The sequence below is a fragment of the Streptomyces sp. NPDC051320 genome (genome assembly GCF_040682175.1).
In the GTDB taxonomy this organism is placed as follows: Bacteria; Actinomycetota; Actinomycetes; order Streptomycetales; family Streptomycetaceae; genus Streptomyces.
In genome coordinates this window covers 502,791-522,736 of the sequence record NZ_JBFBAL010000001.1, presented here as the reverse complement: position 1 = coordinate 522,736, position 19,946 = coordinate 502,791, and the positions used below count along the sequence as shown (strand labels likewise).

Genomic DNA, 19,946 nt, shown 5'->3' with positions numbered 1-19,946 from the left:
CCGATGCGCCTCGGAGCCGGTTACGCCTCGAAGACCTCGGCGACCAGCTGCGCCTGCTCCGCCTGGTGCCGCTTGGCCGAGCCGACCGCCGGGGAGGAACCGTGCGGCCGCGAGATGCGGCGCAGGCGCTCACCGTGCGGGATGTCGGCGCCGACCGCGAGGTCCAGGTGGTCGATCAGGTTGAGCGCGATGAAGGGCCAGGCACCCTGGTTCGCCGGCTCCTCCTGCGCCCAGAGGTACTTCTCGGCGTTCGGGAACTTGGCGATCTCCGCCTGCAGTTCGGCACCCGGCAGCGGGTACAGCCGCTCCAGCCGGATGATCGCGGTGTCCGTGGCGCCCCGCTTGGTGCGCTCCGCGTCCAGGTCGTAGTAGACCTTGCCGGCCGTGAAGACGACCTTGCGGACCGCGTTCGGGTCCACGCTGTCGTCGCCGATGACCGGGCGGAACCCGCCGGTGGTGAACTCATCCGCCTTCGAAGCGGCCGCCTTGAGGCGGAGCATCGACTTCGGGGTGAAGACGACCAGCGGCTTGTGGTGCGGGTTGTGCACCTGCCACCGCAGGAGGTGGAAGTAGTTCGAGGGCAGCGTCGGCATGGCGACCGTCATGTTGTTCTGCGCGCACAGCTGCAGGAAGCGCTCCGGGCGGGCGGACGAGTGGTCCGGGCCCTGGCCCTCGTAACCGTGCGGGAGCAGCAGGGTGACCCCGGACGTCTGGCCCCACTTCTGCTCGGCGGCCGAGATGTACTCGTCCACCACCGTCTGCGCGCCGTTGACGAAGTCACCGAACTGCGCTTCCCACATGACCAGCGACTCCGGTCGGGCCAGCGAGTAGCCGTACTCGAAGCCCATCACCGCGTACTCGCTGAGCAGCGAGTCGTACACGTTGTAACGTGCCTGGTCGTCTGAGAGGTAGAGCAGCGGGGTGAAGTCCTCGCCGGTCTTGCGGTCGATGAGCACCGCGTGCCGCTGACCGAAGGTGCCGCGGCGCGAGTCCTGTCCGGAGAGGCGCACCGGGGTGCCCTCGAGGAGCAGCGAGCCGATCGCCAGGGTCTCGCCCATCGCCCAGTCGATCGTGCCGTCGTCGATCATCGCGGCCCGGCGCTGCACCTGCGGCAGCAGCCGCGGGTGCACGGTGATCCGGTCCGGGATGTTGACCTGGGACTGGGCGATCCGCTTGATGACCTCCTGGGAGATCGAGGTGTCCACCGTCACCGGGAACTCCGCCTGCGGCGCGGAGACCTGCGCCTCGGCGGGCGCCGACGTGGCTTCGCGGACCTCCGCGAAGACCTTCTCCAGCTGTCCCTGGAAGTCCTGCAGCGCCTGCTCGGCCTCCTCCAGCGTGATGTCGCCGCGACCGATGAGGGACTCGGTGTAGAGCTTGCGCACCGAGCGCTTCTTGTCGATCAGGTCGTACATCAGCGGCTGCGTGAAGGAGGGGTTGTCGGCCTCGTTGTGCCCGCGGCGGCGGTAGCAGATGAGGTCGATGACGACGTCCTTGTTGAACGCCTGCCGGAACTCGAAGGCGAGGCGCGCGACCCGCACCACGGCCTCCGGGTCGTCACCGTTCACATGGAAGATCGGCGCCTCGATCATGCGGGCCACGTCGGTGGCGTACATCGAGGAGCGCGAGGACTCCGGCGCGGCGGTGAAGCCGACCTGGTTGTTGATCACGATGTGCACGGTGCCGCCGGTGCGGTAGCCGCGCAGCTGCGACATGTTCAGCGTCTCGGCGACGACGCCCTGGCCCGCGAAGGCCGCGTCACCGTGCAGGGCCACGGGGAGGACGGTGAAGTCCGTGCCGCCCTTGTTGATGAGGTCCTGCTTGGCCCGGACGATGCCCTCCAGGACCGGGTCGACGGTCTCCAGGTGGGAGGGGTTGGCGGCCAGCGAGACCTTGATCTGCTCGCCGTCCAGGCCGGTGAAGGTGCCCTCGGAACCGAGGTGGTACTTCACGTCGCCGGAGCCGTGCATCGACTTCGGGTCGAGGTTGCCCTCGAACTCGCGGAAGATCTGCGCGTACGACTTGCCGACGATGTTGGCGAGGACGTTGAGCCGGCCGCGGTGGGCCATGCCGATGACGACCTCGTCGAGACGCGACTCGGCAGCCGAGTCGATGACCGCGTCGAGCAGCGGAATGACGGACTCGCCGCCCTCGAGCGAGAAGCGCTTCTGGCCGACGTACTTCGTCTGCAGGAAGGTCTCGAAGGCCTCGGCGGAGTTCAGCCTGCGCAGGATGCGCAGCTGCTCCTCGCGCTCGGGCTTGGCGTGCGCGCCGCGCTCGATGCGGTCCTGGATCCACTTGCGCTGCTTCGGGTCCTGGATGTGCATGAACTCGACGCCGGTGGTGCGGCAGTACGAGTCGCGCAGCACGCCGAGGATGTCGCGCAGCTTCATCATCGACTTGCCCGCGAACCCGCCGACCGCGAACTCGCGCTCGAGGTCCCACAGGGTCAGCCCGTGCTCGATGATGTCGAGGTCGGGGTGCTTGCGCTGCTTGTACTCCAGCGGGTCGGTGTCGGCCATGACGTGGCCGCGGACCCGGTAGGAGTGGATCAGCTCGAAGACGCGGGCGGCCTTGGTGACGTCATTGTCGTGACTGACGTCGATGTCCCGGAGCCAGCGGACCGGCTCGTAGGGGATGCGCAGCGCCTCGAAGAGGTCGTCGTAGAAGCCGTTCTCACCGAGCAGCAGGTTGGCGAGGATCCGCAGGAACTCGCCGGACGCCGCGCCCTGGATGACCCGGTGGTCGTACGTCGAGGTCAGCGTCATGACCTTCGAGACGCCGAGCCGGTTCAGGGTGTCCTGCGAGGTGCCCTGGAACTCGGCCGGGTAGTCCATCGCGCCGACGCCCATGATGAGGCCCTGGCCGGGCATCAGACGCGGCACCGAGTGCACGGTGCCGATGCCGCCGGGGTTGGTCAGCGAGGCGGTGACTCCGGTGAAGTCGTCCATCGTCAGCTTGTTCGCGCGGGCGCGGCGGACGATGTCCTCGTACGCCTGCCAGAACTCGAAGAAGTTGAGCGTCTCGGCCTTCTTGATCGCCGCGACGACGAGCTGGCGGTCGCCGTTGGGCTTCACCAGGTCGATGGCGAGTCCGAGGTTGACGTGGGCCGGCTTGACCAGCGTCGGCTTGCCGTCCTTCTCCGCGAAGGAGTAGTTCATCGACGGCATGGCCTTGAGGGCCTGCACCATCGCGAAGCCGATGAGGTGGGTGAAGGAGACCTTCCCGCCCCGGGCGCGCTTCAGGTGGTTGTTGATGACGATGCGGTTGTCGAAGAGCAGCTTCACCGGAACCGCGCGGACCGAGGTGGCCGTCGGCAGCTCCAGCGAGGCGTTCATGTTCTTCGCCACGGCGGCGGACGGACCGCGCAGGGTCACCAGCTCGGGACCCTCGGGGGCCTCGGCGGCAGCCGGGGTCTTCGCGGCCTGCTTGGCCGCGGGCTTCGCCGCGGGAGCCGCAGCGGCCGGCTTCGCAGGCGCGGCCGGGGCCGCCGCCGGAGCGGCAGCCTTCGGGGGGGCCGGCTCCGCGTCGGCCGGCTTCGCGGCGGCGGGCGCGGGCGCCGGAGCCGCGGCGGTGGTGTCCGCAGCCCCCGCGGCTGCGCCACCCTGCACGGACGGGCCGGTGGTACCGGTCTGGTGGGGAGCGCTCGTGCTCGCCGGCTCCGCGTCGGTGGCGCCGGCAGAGCCCGGCTTGTAGTCGGCGAAGAAGTCCCACCAGGCACGATCGACCGAATTCGGGTCCTGGAGGTACTGCTGGTAGATCTCGTCGACGAGCCACTCATTGGGACCGAAAGCGTCGGCAGGGCTCTTGCCCTGCCCCTCTTGGTCGGTCGAGATGCTCGAGTTACTGGGGGACTGAGACGACACGGCGGTAACCGCCCTCTTCCGCTTCACAAGGTGATGGACAGCGGAAATAAAGGCTACGCCTCCCTGGCCTGGAGGCGCAGTCCGGGCCGCCCATCGTCGTGTAAGTCACATCTGAAAGCGGGTTTCGGGGCTCGAAATGGCGGGAAACAAGCGAAGTTCGGTGCTCGCCGGGTATGACGCCGCCGGGCCACCGGCCCCCGGCCGGTCCCCTCTGACGTGCTCACCCCGTGGCTTCCCAGCAGAATGTGCCAGCAGAATGATCGCTTCCACTTGAAACCCTACGTCAAGCGGACGTGTGCGGTGCCCCCGGAAGAGTGACCCTGATCCGGCAGCCGCGAGAGGATTCGGCCACCCCGATCCGTCCGCCGTGCAGATCCACCGCCCAGCGGGCGATGGCAAGACCCAGGCCCGTACCGCCGTCGCTGCCCGGACCGTGCGGGGACGGTGCCCGGCCCCGGTTGAAGCGTTCGAAGACACGGTGGCGCTCCTGCTCGGGGATCCCCGGGCCCTCGTCCAGTACCTCCAGGTCCAGCGACTCGGGCTGCAGTCCGCGCCGGGCGCGCACCGTGACCCGGCCGTGCGGAGGGGAGTGCTTGACCGCGTTGTCGATCAGATTCGCGACCACCTGGTGCAGCCGCTCGGCGTCCGCGTGTGCGGTCAGCTCCGGCGGTGAGACGTCCAGGTGCAGATGCACGTCGGTACGGGTGTGCTGGCCGCCCGAACCCGTCCCCCGGCGGTGCGCCGACGCCAGGTTGGCCTCCTTCAGCACACCCGAGAGGTACGGCCACACCTCGAAGCGGCGGGCCTTCAGCGGGATCACGCCGTTGTCGAGGCGGGAGAGGTCGAGCAGCGTCTCGACCAGCCGGCCGAGCCGCTCGGTCTGTTTCAGCGCGGTGCGCATCGTCTCGGGATCGGCGGCCGACACCCCGTCGACGACGTTCTCCAGCACCGCGCGCAGCGCCGCGATCGGTGTCCGCAGTTCGTGGGAGACATTCGCCACCAGTTCCTTGCGGTTCCGGTCCACGGCCTCCAGGTCCTCGGCCATCCGGTTGATCGTCGACGCCAGGTCGCCCAGCTCGTCCCGGCGGCCGACGCCGCTGACCCGCCGGGTGTAGTCACCGTGCGAGATCGACCGGGCCACGGTGTTCATCTCGTCCAGCGGGGAGGTCAGGCTGTGCGCCACGAACTGGGTGATCAGCATCGAGGCGATCACCGAGAAGACCGTGATGAACCGGAGTTCGGTCTTGGTGCGCAGTGCCACCAGCACCAGGCCGGTGGTGATGAAGACCGACACCACGACGAGCGTGCCGAGCTTCGCCGCGATCGAAACCTGGACGGGCCGCCGTCGGTTCCCGGGCCGGCCGTCTCGGGTCCGTCTCATGGTGCGGGCGTCTCCAGTGCGTAACCGACGCCGTGCACCGTACGGATCCGCTCCGCACCGATCTTCCGGCGCAGCGCCTTGATGTGGCTGTCGACGGTCCGGGTGCCCGAGGCGTCGGCCCAGTCCCAGACCTCGGCAAGCAGCTGTTCACGGGAGAGCACGGCGCGCGGCGTGTTCGCCAGGCAGACCAGCAGGTCGAACTCGGTCGGCGTCAGATGCACGTCGTCGTTGCGCACCCGGACCCGGCGCTGCGCGTGGTCGATCTCCAGCTCGCCGAGCCGGAGGATTCCACTGCGCGGCGTCGACGCCGCGATGGTGGCCCGCTCGACCCGGCGCAGCAGGACGTGAACCCGCGCCGCCAGCTCCCGCATCGAGAACGGCTTGGTCATGTAGTCGTCGGCGCCGACACCCAGGCCGACCAGCATGTCGGTCTCGTCGTCCCGCGCCGTCAGCATCAGGACGGGGACCGGCCGCTGCGCCTGGACGCGGCGGCAGACCTCGAGGCCGTCGAAGCCCGGCAGCATGACGTCGAGGACCATCAGATCCGGCTGCCAGGCCTGGGCCGCGTCCACTGCGGCCGGACCGTCGGTTGCGGTCTGCACCTGGAAACCCTCGGCTCGTAGCCGGGCGGCAATGGCGTCGACGATCGTCGGGTCGTCCTCGACGACCAGCACCCGGCGCTGGGCGCCGGGGGTGGCCGCTACGCCGTTGTGGGTGGTGTGTGTCTGCTCCATCGCCCGCCCCTGGAAGTGCGCTCTTGGTATGCGTTCGCATGTTCTCTGGAATTACGCGTACGCGGTTTTACATGACTGGGTTTGCTGATGTCAGGCTTTGCTGACGGGAAACGGCTTATCGATCTCATCCGTCGCTGAGCACACTAGATGCAATTAAGGCGTCCCGGCTACGCAGGGCGAACAGCGAGATGAACGACGTCAGGAACGCCTCGGGCAACTGGGATCTCTTCGGTTCTTACCCCGCTGAATCCGGCATTCCGCAACGACTGCTCGAAGTCGGGGGAGGGGCGGGCGGACCAGACCGCCAGGATTCCGCCCGGTTTGAGGCGGTCCATGCAGGCCATGAGCCCGCTCCGGGCGTAGAGACCGTCGTTGTCCTCGGTCACCGTCCAGTCCGGCCCGTTGTCAATGTCCAGACACAGGGCGTCATACGCCGTGACCGCATCGCGGATGTGAGCAATCAGATCGGTGCGCAGGATCACAGTCCGCGGATCCGCGAGAGCCGGACCCGAAATCGCCGAGAGGGGTCCTTCGAGATGCCAGTCGATGATGGCCTGCTCCCGCTCGACGACCGTGATCGGGCCCCAGCGGGGATCGGCCGCCGCATGTGCGAGCGAGAAACCCACGCCGAGGCCCCCGATGAGTACGGAGGGACGGTCCCGTCCGGTCGGCAGGGCGTCGAGCGCCGAGTCGATCAGCCGGCGTTCGGAGCGGCCGTCCGACGTGTCCATCAGAAAGCACCCGTTGGCGATGATCTCGAAGTGCTCGCCCCGGCCGCGCAGGACGACTTCCCCGTACGGGCCGTCGCGCCGCTCCAGTGTGTGTGCCGTCTCGATGGTGATCGCCTCCGTGCTGCGGGCATCGTCCGTCGTACTCCGTGACGGATCGGAGGCTATCGCGGCAGGTCCGGGCGGTGCACCGGGCGGTCGTGCGGGCGCTGCGCGATCGATCGCTGAGAGCGAACACGCTCCGGGGAACATCGGTGACCCTTGGCGCATTGAACGAGCATTGAGTCGCTATTGCTCAACTTCACTGCCTAAGGGGAGATCATGGCTTCCACGTCCACACCACTCACCCTGCCCGTGCTGCCCCTCGACGACGAGGTCGTGCTCCCCGGAATGGTGGTGCCGCTGGACCTGTCCGACACCGAGGTGCGCGCCGCGGTGGAGGCCGCACAGGCGTCCGCGGCCCGCTCCAGTGGCAACAAGCCGCTGGTCCTGCTCGTTCCGCGCATCGACGGCACGTATGCGAGCACCGGCGTCCTCAGCACCGTCGAGCAGGTCGGACGGCTCTCCGACGGCGACCCGGGAGCTCTCATCCGGGGCCGCGGCCGGGTGCGGATCGGCGCCGGGACGACCGGCCCCGGCGCCGCGCTCTGGGTGGAGGGCGTCCGCATCGACGAGGCCGCGCCGACGGTGTCCGACACCGACCCGGAGCTGCCCGGAGCCGTCGCCGAGCTGGCCAAGGAGTACAAGGCGCTCGCCACCGACTGGCTGAAGAGGCGCGGCGCCTGGCAGGTGGTGGACCGGGTCCAGCAGATCGAGGACGTGTCCGCGCTCGCCGACAACTCCGGCTACTCGCCCTTCCTCAGCCTCGACCAGAAGATCGAGCTGCTGGAGACCGGCGATCCGGTGGCCCGCCTCAAGCTCGCCGTCCAGTGGCTGCGCGAGCACCTCGCCGAGCAGGACGTCGCCGAGTCGATCGCCAAGGACGTCCAGGAGGGTGTCGACAAGCAGCAGCGCGAATTCCTGCTGCGCCGCCAGCTGGACGCCGTACGCAAGGAGCTCTCCGAGCTCAACGGAGACCCGGAGGACGAGTCCGACGACTACCGGGCCCGGGTGGAGGCCGCCGATCTCCCGGAGAAGGTGCGCGAAGCCGCGCTCAAGGAGGTCGAGAAGCTGGAGCGCGCGTCCGACCAGAGCCCCGAGGGCTCCTGGATCCGCACCTGGCTGGACACGGTCCTGGAGCTGCCCTGGAACGAGCGGACCGAGGACGAGTACGACATCCGCGGCGCCCGGGAGATCCTCGACGCCGAGCACGCGGGCCTGGACGATGTGAAGGAGCGGATCACCGAGTACCTGGCGGTGCGCAAGCGCCGTGCGGACCGCGGCATGGGCGTCGTGGGAGGCCGCCGCGGTGGCGCGGTGCTGGCTCTGGTCGGCCCGCCCGGCGTGGGCAAGACCTCGCTCGGCGAGTCCGTCGCGCACGCCATGGGCCGGACGTTCGTCCGGGTGGCGCTCGGTGGTGTGCGGGACGAGGCGGAGATCCGCGGACACCGGCGCACCTACGTGGGAGCCATCCCCGGCCGGATCGTCCGGGCGATCAAGGAGGCCGGGTCGATGAACCCGGTCGTGCTGCTGGACGAGATCGACAAGGTCGGCTCCGACTTCCGGGGAGACCCGGCGGCCGCGCTGCTCGAGGTGCTCGACCCGGCGCAGAACCACACCTTCCGCGATCACTACCTGGAGGTCGAGCTCGACCTCTCCGATGTGGTGTTCCTCGCCACGGCCAACGTCCTGGACGCCATTCCGGAGGCCCTGCTCGACCGGATGGAACTGGTCACCCTCGACGGGTACACCGAGGACGAGAAGGTCGTCATCGCCCGCGATCACCTGCTGCCCAGGCAGCTGGAACGGGCCGGCCTGGAGAGCGGCGAAGTGACCCTGGACGACTCAGCGCTGCGCAAGCTGGCGGGCGAGTACACCCGCGAGGCGGGCGTACGGAATCTGGAGCGGGCGGTGGCCAGACTGCTCCGGAAGGTGGCGGCCCGGCACGAGCTCGGCGAGCAGGAGCTGCCGTTCACCGTCACCGACGAGCAGCTGCGCCGGCTGATCGGCCGGCCCCACCACGTCCCCGAGTCCGCCCAACTGCCCGAGGAGCGCCGTACGGCGGTGCCGGGGGTGGCCACCGGGCTCGCGGTCACCGGGGCGGGCGGTGACGTGCTCTTCGTCGAGGCGTCGCTGGCAGACCCGGAGACCGGTGCGGCCGGACTGACCCTGACCGGGCAGCTCGGTGACGTGATGAAGGAGTCGGCGCAGATCGCGCTCTCCTTCCTGCGCTCGCACGGCGCCGAACTGGAACTGCCGGTCGCCGATCTGAAGGACCGCGGCGTGCACATCCACTTCCCGGCCGGCGCGGTGCCCAAGGACGGTCCGAGCGCCGGTATCACCATGACGACGGCGCTGGCGTCCCTGTTGTCCGGACGTCAGGTCCGTACGGATGTGGCGATGACCGGCGAGGTGTCACTGACCGGTCGGGTGCTGCCGATCGGCGGCCTGAAGCAGAAGCTGCTGGCCGCCCACCGGGCGGGCATCACCACGGTGGTGATCCCCAAGCGGAACGAGGCCGATCTGGACGACGTCCCCGCCGAGGTGCTCGACAAGCTGGACGTGCACCCCGTGACCGATGTCCGCCAGGTCCTGGACATCGCGCTGTCCGCCGCGGAGGTACGGGTCCCGGCCGCCGCCTGACACGGGTCGCGCCGGCACCGCCTTCGTGGCGGTGCCGGGGCCTGTCTGTCCAGGGGTCGGTCCGAAGCAACGCCTAACCGTTGGCCAGCGCCTGTACCCGGTCGAACGCGCCGTTGAACTTGTCGTGGTCGCCGACCGTCGGTCCGGTGGAGGTGTACTGCCACATGGTCTGGTAGCCCCAGCCGGCCGGCAGCGTGCCCGGCGACGTGTTGTAGCGGGCGATCCACAGGGGGTTGGTCGAGCCGAACGCCCCGGAGTTGCCGGTGCACTGGGTCCACCAGCTGGTGGCCGTGTAGATCACCGCGTCCCGCCCGGTGAGCGACTTGTACGTGTTGGTGAAGGCGCGGATCCAGGAGACCATCCCTGCCGCGCTCAGCCCGTAACAGGCGCTTCCGTAGGGGTTCCACTCGATGTCCAGGACCCCGGGCAGCGTCTTGCCGTCGCGCGACCAGCCGCCGCCGTGGCTGACGAAGTAGTTGGCCTGGTTGGCGCCGCTCGAGTCGTTGGGCGTCGCGAAGTGGTAGGCGCCCCGGATCATTCCGACGTTGTACGAGCCGTTGTACTGCTGGGCGAACGAGGGGTTGGTGTAGTAGTTCCCCTCGGTGGCCTTGGTGTAGGCCCACCGGACGCCGCTGTTCCACAGCGTCGTCCAGTTCACGTTGCCCTGGTAGTTGGAGACGTCGACGCCCTCGGTCTGCGTCGCGAGGGTTTCGTGCGGCGCGCCGCCCTGGCCGTCATGGGCGATGACGCCCATGCCCATCGTGGCCGTGCCACGGGCCGGCGTGCCGGGCTTGTGCGCGGCGAACGCGGTACCTGGCATGGTGAGCAGTGAGGTGAGGAATGCGAGAAGAATCCCGACCGCGGCGATACGTCCGCGGCCGGCCGTTCCGGATCTGTGCACGGGCATGAGCGTGCCTCCGAAAGGCTCGGTGGGGGGAGTGCTGAGCTGCTGACACGTGCTGGTATGGACATGTCAGGAAGGACGCTACGCACGTAGACCTGCGGGGCGGAAGGGGACCTGGGTGCTGCCGTTGGTCTACTCCTGCGAAATACTGGCGGAGCTGCGGCAATAGCAGGGATTGAAAGAAACTTTCAGGATCGGGAAAGCTCGTGAGGGGTGCTGACGTGCACAACAGCGGTACGGACGGCGAACACGCGGCCACGTCACCAAGTGGTGTGGACCAGGCATTCCTCGCTGTGGAACGCGAGTTGACCGTTTTTCTGCGCCGGGCACGGGCCACTTCCGGCGAGATGTCCCGGGAGGTCCACCCCGGCCTGGAGGCCGCCGCCTACGGGCTGTTGGTCTGCCTCGACGAGTGGGGCAGTCAGCGGGCCACCGATCTGGCGGGCTACATCGGGGTCGGGCGGGCGACCATGAGCCGGCAGCTGCGCGCCCTGGAGGAGCTGGGCCTGGTCACCCGTGAGCAGGACCCGGACGACGGCCGGGCCTTCCTGGTCCGGCTCACCGACGAGGGACGCGACCGGCTGCGCCGGGTGCGGGACGCCCGCCGGGCCGAGTACGTCCGCAGGCTCGAGGGCTGGGACCGCAAGGAGGTCTCCGAACTGGCCAGGCTGCTGCACCAGCTGAACGCCCGCGCCGAGCGGTGACTACAGCTCCACGAAAGCGGCCGACGCATCGTCATGCGTCTTGCTGCGCCGCAGCCGTGCACGGCCCGCCGCCGCGTCCGCGTCCTCCAGTCCGCGCACCCGGTCGATCAGGGACTGCGGACCCTCCTTGCGCAGGATGCCGAAGCACTCCGCCCAGTCGCCTTCGCCGAAGGTCTCCACCCAGCGGCCCGCACCGTCGCTGAGCGCCGCCAGCGCCCGCACTTCGGCAGTGGGCGTACGCCCGGTGACCGCGCGCGCCGCCACCCGCGGGTCGGCGGCCGCGGTGAAGAAGCCGCCTTCCCGGTTGCGCACCGCGTCCGCTGTCGCATCGGTGGCCAGCACCGCGCGCGGCAACCGGTCGAGCCGGTCGTCCAGCACCGCCCGTACGGCGCCGTGCGCGTCCTCGATCAGCAGGATCGAGTCGGAGAGCACCAGGTGCTCGACCGCTTCCCAGGACCAGCGCACCATGACCACGGTTGCCTGAGGGGTACGGACGTGAGAAAGGTCACAACTCTCGCGGTGGGCACCGGCGGTGCGTCTGATTGACTCCGAAAGGCTCTCGCGCAAGCTCATATCCCGCCGCGAACCGGACAGTTCGACCAGTGATCCGCCCAACCGTGCGGTGAACCAGGGCACCCCGTGCTCGCACCCGTCACTGCCGGCGGGCGGCGTCACACCGTCCAGCAGGACGAGTACGCCCCCCTGTCCGGAGGCGGGTAGAACCGCTCCCGCCCAGTCCTCGTTGGGACGATCCGAGGAGCCGGAGACAGAGGCGAGTTCGATGCGCATGCGGATCAGTCTGCCCGACCACGCATCCCGGGCACCCACCGGTGATCGATTGGCCTGTACCAGCGGGCCGGGGTGGGCTCTTGGGCGGAATGAGGGACTCCGGTGAGTGCGGGCGGGCATCCTGCCAAAGCCCGTCCGGAAGTTCCACCCGATGCCCCTTGCGCACCTCGCGCGCGCCGGGCGCGGAGTTGTTCGCCAACTCGCTGTTGATGTTCACTCCTTCGAGTGGCTGACCGGGTGATGCCCAGTCCCCTCCCAAAACCACTGGAATGGTCGGAAGCGGTATCAGGGGCGGGACGCTCTGCTGGAGCCAGTCGCCTGACCAGTCGTCTGAAGTACAAGGACGAGTACGAGATTGCGAGCACCGGTGCGGAACAAGCGGCTTCGGCGCAACACCAGCGAGCCTGTCGAGCGCACGGTTCGGGTCCGCAGGCGTCTGGTCATGGGGGTGGCCGCCGTCGGCGTAGCCGTCCTCGCGGCCGGTGCGCCCTCAGCCGTCACCGCATCGTCGGAACTGACGGACGCCCAGCAGCAGGTCACCCTCGCCGGCCTCGACCAGCAGGCGGTCTCGCTGGCACACGCCCTCGCGGACGAGCGTGACGACGTCACGGTCTACATCGCCGGTGGCCGGCACCGTAAGGACAAGCAGGCCGCCGCCCGGGCCGTCCGCGTCGACAACGAGATCGACGAGATCAGCGCGGCCGCTCCCGCCTCGCTCCGGCACGCTCTCGCCACCCTGCCTGCCGTTCGCAGGACGGCACTGACCGGCAAGGGCTCCGCGCTGGACGCCAACAAGGCGTACTCGGACCTCATCGGCACCGTCCAGGAGGTCTCCGACCAGCTCGCCGAGCAGACTCCACCGGCAGCCGCGGCGTCCGTCCGCGCGCAGGTGGATCTAGGCCACGCGGTCGATCAGGCGTCGGCCACCCGCGGGTTGCTGCTGGCCGCGCTGTCCGTCCCCAAGCCGCCGAGCAGCCCGGTGTACGACCCGGTCAGCGGCCAGTACGTCACCCGGGACGCCGACCCGAACAGCCCCGAAGTGCGGACCCGCGACGAACTGAGCACCGCCGCCCAGCTGTCCCGGGTCAGGGAGCTGGCCGCACTGGCCGACTTCGACCAGGCGGCCGGTCCGGACGCCCGGGAATCGCTGGACGCCACGGTCTCCGGCCCGGAGGTCGACACCGCCGAGAAGTACCTCACCCGGCTCACCGACCAGCCGCAGCTGTCCGCATCCGATCTGAAGACCAGCCCGACCAAGGCCGGCTCGGCGCTCACCGCGCGCATCGACCAGATGCGCGGCGTGGAGTCCGCTCTCGGAGCCCGGCAGGCCAAGCGGTTCGCCGCACTGCGCGACGACGCCGTGACCTCGCTCGAGTGGCGGGTCGCGCTCACCGGGGCGCTCCTGCTGCTCACCATCGGGGTCGGCGCCGCCGTGGCCCGGACGCTCACCCGCCCGCTCGCGGTGCTGCGGATCGGGGCCGCCCGGCTCGCCGCGAGCCCCGGGACGGAGGAGCCGATCAGGTTCACCGGCCGCAACGACGAGTTCGCCCAGGTCGTCCGGTCCATCAACACACTGCACAGCAGGGTCCTGGCCGCGGATGCCCGGGCGGCGCAGCATGCCGTGAGCGGTGTCGGCGGGGGCGGCGTCGGCGTGGGCCCGGTCGGCGACCGCGAGTTGCCGGCCGCCGCACGTGCTGCGTACGAGGCCAGGATCGCCGAAGTCACCGCCCGGCTCGACCGGCTGCGGCACACCGTCCAGTCGACCTTCGTCAATCTCTCGCTGCGCGGCCTCGGCCTGGTCGAGCGTCAGCTCACCGTCATCGAGGGCCTGGAGGAGCGCGAGCAGGATCCGGAGGAACTCGCCACCCTCTTCAAGCTCGACCACATGGCGACCGTGCTGCGTCGCCACAGCGAGAACCTGCTGGTCCTGGCCGGTACCGAACACAGCCCCGCACATAGCGGCCCGGTGCCGCTGGTGGACGTGCTGCGGGCCGCGGCCGGCGAGATCGAACGCTACGAACGGGTCGCCATCCGCTCGCTGCCGGCACACTCCCAGGTGGCCGGCTTCGCCGCCGACGACATCAGCCACCTGATCGCCGAACTCCTGGAGAACGCCACGTCCTTCTCGCCGCCCGCCACTCAGGTCCAGCTCTCCGGCTGGCTTCTGGAGAGCGGAGAGGTGATGCTCTCGGTGCAGGACGAGGGCATCGGCATGTCAGCCGGGCGGCGCACCGAGCTCAACGCCCGGTTGGCCGACCCCGAGACGTACTACCCCGGTGGCCCCGACGACGACGGCGCCGGACTCGGTCTGCACGTGGCCGCGCTGCTCGCCGCGCGCCACGGCGTCCGGGTCGAACTGCGCGAGCAGAAGCAGGGCGGGATCGCCGCGGTCGTGGTGCTGTCGAGTGCCCTGCTCCCCGAGGAACCGCCGCTCGCCCCACCGCACGTCGTGCCCACGGCGGGGGCGGCGCCGACGCTGAACCTGCCGGGTTCGGTAGCGGAGGCGAACTCGAACGTACTGCCCACCCGTTCGCGCTACGCGATAGGGGCCGACGACCACGAGCGCACGGACGACACGGTGGACGCGGGCGACACCGTGCCGGTGGACGAGCCGACCTTCACCATGCGGCTCCCACACCAGCAGACCACTGAACAGACCCGCGAACAGACCACTGAACAGACCAGCGAACGCGTCACCGAACGCGTTACCGACAAGGGCCTGCCCAAGCGCACCCCGAAGATCAGCAGGCCCGCCGAAGCCACCCCCCGACAGCGCTCCGGCGGTGTGGACGCCGATGCCCTGCGCCGAAGGCTCGGCGGCTTCCACCAAGGAGCGAAGAACGGCCGGAAGGACGTCGAAGCAGAGATCTCGGAGCAGCTTGGGACCGAGGTTGTAAGGACCGATGACGCGGGGGACAGTGTCGAGGAGGCACGCAGTTGACTGCGCCCAGCACATTCGGACTGAGCCGCGAAGCCCGTAACCTGCACTGGCTGTTGAAGAACCTGGTGGAGGAGGTGCCAGGCCTCCGTTCCGTCGCCGTCGTGTCGTCCGACGGACTGATGCTGCTCTCCTCCGACCCGGAGACGCCGGTCGCGCCGAGAGACGCCCCGAGCGGACCCAAGGGGTCGGCGGCCGATCTCGCCACCATCGTCTCCGGCATCGGCAGCCTCACCATCGGCGCCGCGAAGCTGATGGACGGCGGATCCGTCAAGCAGACGATGGTCGCGATGGAGGAGGGCAGCGTCTTCGTGATGTCGATCAGCGACGGATCGCTACTCGGGGTGCACGCCACCCCCGACTGCGACATGAGCGTCGTGGCGTACCACATGGCACTCTTCGTCGGCCGCGCCGGTCATGTCCTCACCCCCGAACTCCGCAGCGAGCTGCGCAAATCGATGGAGAGCACCCAGTGACCCCCGCCCCTCACCTACCGGTCCGCAGCCCGGACCGGCGGCCGGCGCGTGTCCGGCCGTACTCACTGACCGGCGGCCGCACCAAATTCGGCCACATCCTCTTCGTCGAGACCTTCGTGGCCGCCATCGAGGCGGCCCCGGAGCGGCCGGAGCTGGCCAACGGCCCGATGAGCCTGATGCCGGAGATGCGGGCCATCGTGGAGATCTGCCGCCGGATGCGCACCGTGGCGGAGATCTCGGCCCTGCTGAAGATGCCGCTCGGCGTGGTCCGGGTCCTCCTCAGCGACCTCGCAGACCAGGGAAAGATCCGTGTGTACGGGACAGGGCACGGCGAAGGCCAGCCCGACCGCGCTTTGCTCGAAAGGGTGCTGAGTGGACTCCGCCGTCTCTGAGACGCTGATCCCCGCCGAGGCCGACGAGGGTATCCAGGCCTGGCAGAACGACCGTACCCGCGCACCGATATCCACCAAGATCGTGGTGGCGGGCGGCTTCGGCGTCGGCAAGACGACCTTCGTGAGCGCCGTGTCGGAGATCACACCGCTGCAGACCGAAGCGCTGATGACCCAGGCGAGCGAGGACACCGACGACCTCACCGCCACACCGGACAAGCTGACCACCACGGTCGCCATGGACTTCGGCCGGATCACCCTCGACGACGACCTGGTGCTGTACGTGTTCGGCACACCGGGCCAGCAGCGCTTCTGGTTCATGTGGGACGACCTGGTGCGCGGCGCGGTCGGCGCGATAGTGATGGCCGACACCCGCCGACTCGCCGACTGCTTCCCGGCCCTGGACTACTTCGAGAGCTGCGGCCTGCCGTACATCGTGGCGGTCAACCACTTCGAAGGCACCCCCGGCTTCGAACCCCAGGACGTACGCGAGGCCCTGACGATCCCGCGTCACGTCCCTGTGCTCATCATGGACGCGCGTAACAGAATTACGGTGATCGAGTCGCTGCTGGCCCTGGTGGGCCACGCACTCGACTCCACCCCCGAATAGGAGAACAGCCCGCCATGCGCAAGATACTCATCGTCGGAGCCGGTCAGTCCGGGCTTCAACTCGCCCTCGGCCTCCAGTCGCAGGGCTACGAGGTCACCCTGATGTCCAACCGCACCGCCGACGAGATCCGATCGGGCCGGGTCATGTCGACGCAGTGCATGTTCGACACCGCGCTGCAGCACGAGCGTGACCTGGGAATCAACTTCTGGGAGTCACAGGCCCCGAGGATCGAGGGCCTCGGCGTCTCCGTCGCGGCCCCCGACGCGTCCCGCCCCATCGACTGGGTGGGCAAGCTCGACGGCTACGCCCAGTCGGTCGACCAGCGGGTGAAGATGGCCGGCTGGATGGAGACCTTCGCACAGCGCGGCGGACAGCTCGTGATCCATGGCGCTGCGGTGTCCGACCTGGACTTCTTCGCCCGCACCTATGACCTGGTCATGGTCTCGGCGGGCAAGGGCGAACTGGTCTCGATGTTCGGCCGGGACGCCGCCCGCTCGCCGTTCACCGAGCCGCAGCGCGCCCTGGCCGTGGCGTACGTGCACGGCATGGGCCCGCGCCCCGAGCACCCCGACTTCGACGCGGTCCGCTGCAATCTGGTGCCCGGCGTCGGCGAGCTCTTCGTGATGCCGACGCTCACCCTCAGCGGCCGTGCGGACATCCTCTTCTGGGAGGGCGTACCCGGTGGCCCGCTGGATGCCTTCCAGGGCGTCAAGGACCCCGCCGAGCATCTCTCGCTCACGCTGGAACTCATGGAGAAGTTCACCCCCTGGGAGTACGCGCGCGCCACGCACGTGGAACTCACCGACGCGGCGGGCACCCTCTCCGGGCGGTACGCCCCCACGGTCCGCAACCCCATCGGCCGGCTCCCCGGCGGCGGTCTCGTCCTCGGCGTGGCCGACGTGGTGGTGGCCAACGACCCGATCACCGGGCAGGGTTCCAACTCCGCCTCGAAGTGCGCGGCGGCGTATCTGGACGCCATCACCGAGCACGGTGACCGGCCCTTCGACGAGGCGTGGATGCAGCAGACCTTCGACCGTTACTGGGCGACGGCGCAGCATGTCACCAAGTGGACGAACGCGATGCTGGGTGTCCCGCCCGAGCACGTACTGAACCTCATCGGCGCCGCCGGGCAGCTCCAGCCGGTCGCCGACCGCTTCGCGAACGGCTTCAACAACCCCGCGGACTTCGAAAACTTCTTCTACGACCCGGAGAAGACCGGCGCCTACCTCGCCGAGGTGTCCGCCGGCTGAGCGGTCTTCGGCGCCGCCCCGGCCTTCGGTGCTGCCCCGGATTTCGGTGCTCCCGCGGTTCCGGAATCGGGGCGGACCGCGCCCAGCACCGGGGCGGACGCCAGCGGGGAGATCTCCACCCGCGCGCCGGGGCGGGGCGCCTGGACCACCTTGCCGTTGCCGATGTACAGCGCCACATGGGTGGCGTCGGGGAAGTACACGATCAGGTCGCCGGGCCGCAGCGCGCTCAGCGACACCTTCGGGAGCCCGCGCCACTGCTCCTGGCTGGTGCGCGGGATCTTCCGGCCGGCGTGCGCCCAGGCCTGCTGCGTGAGCCCGGAGCAGTCGAAGGAGTCCGGGCCCGCCGCGCCCCAGGCGTACGCCTTGCCGACCTGAGCCACCGCGTAGGCCATCGCCGCGGTGCCCTGCGCGGAAGCGGCCGCCGGCGGGCCGCTGAGCACCCCGGAGTCGACCAGTTCCTTCTGCGCGGCCCCGGTGTCCGCCTGGTCCAGCGCCGCCACGTCGGCCGCCTGGCCGGGGGTGAAGCCGGCGAGCAGCGCCTCCGCCTCGTGCAGCCGGGACTCGGCCGTGTCGTGCGCCTTCTTCTTACGGGCCGCCAGCTTCTGCTGCTCGGCGAGGGCGGCACGCGAACGGCGGTCGAGCGCGCTCGCGCGCTGTTCGACCTTCTTGAGGCGCTTGATCTTCGCCAGCTGGTCGGCGGAGGCGCGGGCGATCCGGTGGCCCTCGTCCAGGGCCTGCTCGGGGTCGTCGGCCAGCAACAGTTGCAGATACGGAGAGAGCCCCGTCCTGCCCTGATACTGCTCGCGGGCCAGCTGCCCGGCCGCGTCGCGGCTCTCGGCGAGCTCCTTCCGCGCCTTCGCCAGCCCGGCACCGACCTTGCTGGTCGCCGCTTGCTGCCGCTTGAGCGCCTCCGCTGCGGCCGTGTAGGTCTGTCCGGCCGCTTCCGAGCTCTGGTAGAGGCTCTTGAGCCGGTCCAGCAGCGCCGCGGCGGTGGTGGGTGCGGTGGTGGCGGCCTGCGGGTCGGCGGCTGCCGGTGGGGCCGCTTCCGCCCCAGCACCCGCGCCCGCAACCGCACCCGCGCCCGGATCCGGCTCGGCGAGCGCGGGCGACGCGGTGACGACCATGCCGATCACCGCCGTCGCGCAGACCAACCGCAGCAGCCTGACCGCCGCCTTGCCCGGCACCCCGCCTGACACCTTGTCCGACACCACGTCACCTCCGCTTCCGGGGCGGGCCGTCCGCCCGGGGCCGAGCATGCGGTGAGCTACCTGATGCCGCATCAGCAGCGGTCTGATCGGCCCAATGTGATCACTCGGAAGGGGCGTCGGGGTTGCCGGGACCCGGCTCCGCCTTCGACCAGGGCCACTTCAGCGTGCGCGGGCGGCCTTCGGGCGTGTACACGTACTTCCAGCCGCGCAACAGCCCCAGCCTCCTGGTGTGACCTGCGGGGACGCGGACGTAGACCAGCACGGTCGGTGGACCGCCGGCCGCGTCCGGGACGGGCACCTCGTACACCTTCGGCGGGTTGCCGGTCGGCCCCAGCAGGATCGGCAGGATGCGCCCGTCCAGCGGGCCGCCCTCGAACAGGGTCTCTTCGCTCTTCACCGGGCCAGTCTGACTCAGCCCTCCTCGGGGGCCTCGTCCCCCGGCGCGGCCAACAAGTGGGACGCCTCGGGCAGGGCCGGCAGCAGCCGCCGGGCCAGAACGCCGGCCGGGCCCTCCGGGAGCTCCTGCGCCAGGGCGGCCCGTACGACGGCGGCGCTCTGCGCGTCCGTCGCGGCACTGACGGTGAGCAGCGCGATCAGGTGGTCGATCAGCCAGTCGCGGAGCTCGCCCTGCGGCGGCTGCTTCGCTTCGTCGAGCCAGATGAGCGACGCGGCCTCCACCGCGGCGATCCAGGTACGCACCAGCATCCGCAGCCGCGGCCCGGGGGAGGCCGCGCCCAGATGCATCAGAATCTGCTCGGCGGCGGCCCGGCGCACCTCATCGACGATGGCGCCGGTACGGGAGGTCACGGCAACGCTGCCACCCTGGAGCAGCGCCGAGAAACCCGCGTCGTGCTCGTCGACGAAGGCGAGATAACGGTCGAGTACCTGACGGAGACGCCCGGTCAGCGGACCGGTCTGCCGCTCGGCGAAGCAGAGTTCCAGCTGGTCAGCGGCCGAACGCAGCGCCTTCTCGTACAGCTGCTGCTTGCCGCCGGGGAAGTACCGGTAGACCAGCGGCCGCGAAACTCCCGCCGCCTCCGCCACGTCATCGAGCGACACGTCCTCCGGCGCCCGGTGCGCGAAGAGCGTCAGGGCCGCGTCGAGAAGCTGTATTCGACGCTCCTCGACGCCGAGGCGCCGGTAGGCGGGGGTTGCTGCGGGGGTCATGACCGCAGCGTAATCCTTCCCCTCGTCCACCAGCCGTGCCGGCCGGTTCCGCCGTGGGCT

At 70.0% G+C, this 19,946-nt stretch carries 16 protein-coding genes; 7 read left to right on the top strand and 9 right to left on the bottom strand.

The features are described 5' to 3' along the window. Nucleotides 1-20 precede the first annotated feature (20 nt). The 4 genes from AB0M87_RS02410 to AB0M87_RS02395 all read right to left on the bottom strand — a co-directional run bounded on the left by AB0M87_RS02410 (nucleotide 21) and on the right by AB0M87_RS02395 (nucleotide 6,961). Entirely contained in the window at nucleotides 21-3,866 is a 3,846-nt protein-coding gene (locus AB0M87_RS02410; RefSeq protein WP_365849423.1) for a multifunctional oxoglutarate decarboxylase/oxoglutarate dehydrogenase thiamine pyrophosphate-binding subunit/dihydrolipoyllysine-residue succinyltransferase subunit, read from the bottom strand. Nucleotides 3,867-4,149: 283 nt separating this feature from the next. Then, a complete protein-coding gene (locus AB0M87_RS02405; protein WP_365849421.1) occupies nucleotides 4,150-5,247 on the bottom strand; it encodes a HAMP domain-containing sensor histidine kinase in 1,098 nt (365 codons plus the stop codon). Next, entirely contained in the window at nucleotides 5,244-5,981 is a 738-nt protein-coding gene (locus tag AB0M87_RS02400; protein WP_365849420.1) for a response regulator transcription factor, read from the bottom strand. Before AB0M87_RS02400 ends, AB0M87_RS02405 begins: the two co-directional genes overlap by 4 nt. 167 nt (nucleotides 5,982-6,148) lie before the next feature. After that, complete coding sequence (locus tag AB0M87_RS02395) at nucleotides 6,149-6,961, bottom strand: spermidine synthase (protein WP_365849419.1); 813 nt, start codon at nucleotides 6,959-6,961, stop codon at nucleotides 6,149-6,151. A gap of 69 nt (nucleotides 6,962-7,030) precedes the next feature. Here AB0M87_RS02395 and lon point away from each other — a divergent pair, with 69 nt between their 5' ends. Beyond that, nucleotides 7,031-9,451, top strand: a complete 2,421-nt coding sequence (gene lon, locus AB0M87_RS02390; protein WP_365849417.1) for an endopeptidase La — start codon at nucleotides 7,031-7,033, stop codon at nucleotides 9,449-9,451. A 73-nt stretch (nucleotides 9,452-9,524) separates the two neighbouring features. Here the strand turns inward: lon and AB0M87_RS02385 are convergent, their stop codons facing one another. Next, on the bottom strand, nucleotides 9,525-10,358 hold the full coding sequence (locus AB0M87_RS02385; RefSeq protein WP_365849416.1) for a lysozyme: 834 nt from the start codon (nucleotides 10,356-10,358) through the stop codon (nucleotides 9,525-9,527). 203 nt (nucleotides 10,359-10,561) lie between these two features. Between AB0M87_RS02385 and AB0M87_RS02380 the strand changes: the two genes are divergently transcribed. Beyond that, entirely contained in the window at nucleotides 10,562-11,059 is a 498-nt protein-coding gene (locus tag AB0M87_RS02380; protein ID WP_365849415.1) for a MarR family transcriptional regulator, read from the top strand. On the opposite strand, the gene AB0M87_RS02375 is transcribed toward AB0M87_RS02380, so the two are convergent. After that, entirely contained in the window at nucleotides 11,060-11,848 is a 789-nt protein-coding gene (locus AB0M87_RS02375) for a hypothetical protein (protein ID WP_365849414.1), read from the bottom strand. Nucleotides 11,849-12,290: 442 nt separating this feature from the next. Between AB0M87_RS02375 and AB0M87_RS02370 the strand changes: the two genes are divergently transcribed. The 5 genes from AB0M87_RS02370 to AB0M87_RS02350 are packed head-to-tail and all read left to right on the top strand — an operon-like array spanning nucleotide 12,291 to nucleotide 17,511. Beyond that, on the top strand, nucleotides 12,291-14,789 hold the full coding sequence (locus AB0M87_RS02370; protein ID WP_365849412.1) for a nitrate- and nitrite sensing domain-containing protein: 2,499 nt from the start codon (nucleotides 12,291-12,293) through the stop codon (nucleotides 14,787-14,789). Further along, nucleotides 14,786-15,262, top strand: coding sequence for a roadblock/LC7 domain-containing protein (locus tag AB0M87_RS02365; protein ID WP_365849411.1), 477 nt, complete (start codon nucleotides 14,786-14,788; stop codon nucleotides 15,260-15,262). Before AB0M87_RS02370 ends, AB0M87_RS02365 begins: the two co-directional genes overlap by 4 nt. After that, complete coding sequence (locus AB0M87_RS02360) at nucleotides 15,259-15,654, top strand: DUF742 domain-containing protein (RefSeq protein WP_365849410.1); 396 nt, start codon at nucleotides 15,259-15,261, stop codon at nucleotides 15,652-15,654. The genes AB0M87_RS02365 and AB0M87_RS02360 overlap by 4 nt, the downstream gene beginning before the upstream one ends. Next, the gene (locus tag AB0M87_RS02355; protein WP_365849409.1) at nucleotides 15,635-16,261 is read left to right on the top strand and encodes an ATP/GTP-binding protein; all 627 of its coding nucleotides are present in this window, start codon (nucleotides 15,635-15,637) and stop codon (nucleotides 16,259-16,261) included. The genes AB0M87_RS02360 and AB0M87_RS02355 overlap by 20 nt, the downstream gene beginning before the upstream one ends. Before the next feature lie 14 nt (nucleotides 16,262-16,275). Next, a complete protein-coding gene (locus AB0M87_RS02350) occupies nucleotides 16,276-17,511 on the top strand; it encodes a styrene monooxygenase/indole monooxygenase family protein (protein ID WP_365849408.1) in 1,236 nt (411 codons plus the stop codon). Here the strand turns inward: AB0M87_RS02350 and AB0M87_RS02345 are convergent. The 3 genes from AB0M87_RS02345 to AB0M87_RS02335 all read right to left on the bottom strand — a co-directional run bounded on the left by AB0M87_RS02345 (nucleotide 17,484) and on the right by AB0M87_RS02335 (nucleotide 19,886). Next, complete coding sequence (locus AB0M87_RS02345; protein WP_365849407.1) at nucleotides 17,484-18,719, bottom strand: C40 family peptidase; 1,236 nt, start codon at nucleotides 18,717-18,719, stop codon at nucleotides 17,484-17,486. The genes AB0M87_RS02350 and AB0M87_RS02345 overlap by 28 nt on opposite strands. A 100-nt stretch (nucleotides 18,720-18,819) precedes the next feature. After that, nucleotides 18,820-19,116, bottom strand: a complete 297-nt coding sequence (locus tag AB0M87_RS02340) for a hypothetical protein (protein WP_365849406.1) — start codon at nucleotides 19,114-19,116, stop codon at nucleotides 18,820-18,822. A 14-nt stretch (nucleotides 19,117-19,130) separates the two neighbouring features. Beyond that, on the bottom strand, nucleotides 19,131-19,886 hold the full coding sequence (locus AB0M87_RS02335; protein ID WP_365849405.1) for a TetR/AcrR family transcriptional regulator: 756 nt from the start codon (nucleotides 19,884-19,886) through the stop codon (nucleotides 19,131-19,133). Nucleotides 19,887-19,946: the final 60 nt, after the last annotated feature.

Bases quoted from the DNA above. Each gene is read 5' to 3' on its own strand.
- AB0M87_RS02395 (WP_365849419.1), bottom strand. From the start codon at position 6,961: ATGTTCCCCGGAGCGTGTTCGCTCTCAGCGATCGATCGCGCAGCGCCC.
- AB0M87_RS02350 (WP_365849408.1), top strand. From the start codon at position 16,276: ATGCGCAAGATACTCATCGTCGGAGCCGGTCAGTCCGGGCTTCAACTC.
- lon (WP_365849417.1), top strand. From the start codon at position 7,031: ATGGCTTCCACGTCCACACCACTCACCCTGCCCGTGCTGCCCCTCGAC.
- AB0M87_RS02385 (WP_365849416.1), bottom strand. From the start codon at position 10,358: ATGCCCGTGCACAGATCCGGAACGGCCGGCCGCGGACGTATCGCCGCG.
- AB0M87_RS02335 (WP_365849405.1), bottom strand. From the start codon at position 19,886: ATGACCCCCGCAGCAACCCCCGCCTACCGGCGCCTCGGCGTCGAGGAG.
- AB0M87_RS02400 (WP_365849420.1), bottom strand. From the start codon at position 5,981: ATGGAGCAGACACACACCACCCACAACGGCGTAGCGGCCACCCCCGGC.
- AB0M87_RS02370 (WP_365849412.1), top strand. From the start codon at position 12,291: ATGGGGGTGGCCGCCGTCGGCGTAGCCGTCCTCGCGGCCGGTGCGCCC.
- AB0M87_RS02405 (WP_365849421.1), bottom strand. From the start codon at position 5,247: ATGAGACGGACCCGAGACGGCCGGCCCGGGAACCGACGGCGGCCCGTC.
- AB0M87_RS02375 (WP_365849414.1), bottom strand. From the start codon at position 11,848: ATGCGCATCGAACTCGCCTCTGTCTCCGGCTCCTCGGATCGTCCCAAC.